This window comes from Streptosporangium subroseum, assembly GCF_900188345.1.
GTDB classification, from domain to species: domain Bacteria; phylum Actinomycetota; class Actinomycetes; order Streptosporangiales; family Streptosporangiaceae; genus Streptosporangium; species Streptosporangium subroseum.
On record NZ_FZOD01000168.1, the window covers coordinates 1 to 1,626 of the forward strand.

The window sequence follows — 1,626 nt, forward strand, 5'->3', positions numbered from 1 at the left end:
CGGGAACGCGGGCTGGACGCCTTCGCCCATCAGGACGTGCCGTTCGAGCGGCTGGTGGAAGATCTGGCTCCCGCCCGGTCCATGGCCCGCCACCCGCTCTTCCAGACCATGCTCGCCCTGCAGAACACCGCGCAGGCCGTCCTCGACCTGCCGGGGCTCGACGTCGCAACGCTGTCCAGCGGTGATCAATCCGCCAAGTTCGACCTCGACATCCAGTTCCAGGAGACCTTCACACCGGGCCCTTCCGGCGTGTTCGGCAGCGTCACCTACGCCACCGATCTGTTCGACCACGGCACCGTCGTGACTCTCGTGGAACGGCTTGTCCGGCTGCTCGACGCCGTCAGCTCCGACGCCACCCAGCCGGTCTCCGGCATCGACCTGCTCAGTCCGGCCGAACGCCACCGGGTCCTGGTCGAGTGGAACGACACCGCGCACGAGGTGCCGGCCGCCACGCTGCCCGAGCTGTTCCAGGCCCAGGTGGCCCGCACCCCGGACGCCACCGCCGTGGTCTTCGAGGGCACCGAACTGTCCTACGCCGACCTCAACGCCCGCGCCAACCGGCTCGCCCGCCTGCTGGCCGTACACGGTGCCGGGCCGGAACAGCTTGTCGCGGTGATCCTTCCCCGCTCGGCCGACCTGATCGTCGCCCTGCTGGCCGTGGTGAAAACCGGTGCTGCCTATCTGCCCATAGAGCCCGACCAGCCCGCTGACCGCATCGCGCACCTGCTCAGGGACGCACGTCCCGCGCTTCTGGTCACCAGCCACGCCCTCCTGCCGCAGGCGGAGGTCCCGTACCTGCTCCTCGACGACGACCTGGACCTGGCCGTCCAGCCCGGCCACGACCTGTCGGACGCCGAGCGTCACGGCCCGCTGCTGTCGGCGCATCCCGCTTACGTCATCTACACCTCAGGCTCCACCGGCAGGCCCAAGGGCGTGGCCATCACCCACCAGGGCGTGGTCAACTACATCATCCGTGCCCACCACGTCTACCCGCACCTGTCCGGCAGCACCCTGCTGCACGCCTCCATCGCTTTCGACCTCGGAGTCACCGCCCTGTACGGCGCCTTGACCACCGGCGGACGCGTGCACATCGCCACCTGGGACGAAACGCTCCCCGCCACGCTCGCCGGCCACGAGATCACCTTCCTCAAGGCCACTCCCAGCCACCTCGCGTACCTGCAGACCTTGCCCGGCGACTGGGCGCCCACCGGCCAGCTCATGCTCGGCGGAGAACCTCTCCACACGACCCAGCTCGACCAGTGGCATGCCACCCACCCCGGCGTGCCCGTCATCAACCACTACGGCCCCACCGAGGCCACCGTCGGCTGCACTGACCACATGGTCACCTTCCCCCAGGAGATCGGCCCCGGGACGGCCCCTATCGGCCGGCCGATGTGGAACACCCACACCTACGTCCTGGACCACCACCTGCGGCCCGTCCCCCCGGGCGTCCCGGGCGAGCTGTACATCGCCGGTGCCCAGCTGGCCCGCGGCTACCACCGCCAGCCCGCGTTGACCGCCGAACGCTTCGTCGCCAACCCCTACGGCGCACCGGGGGAGCGGATGTATCGCACCGGCGACCTGGCCCGCTGGAACCACAACGGTCACCTGGAGCACCTGGGCCGC

Annotated in this window: 1 protein-coding gene; it reads left to right on the forward strand. The window is 70.2% G+C overall.

Going from position 1 to position 1,626, the window contains the following annotated elements:
* Positions 1-1,626: non-ribosomal peptide synthetase (locus CHC08_RS47845; protein ID WP_143653732.1), on the forward strand; the 1,626-nt coding region annotated here is incomplete at both ends.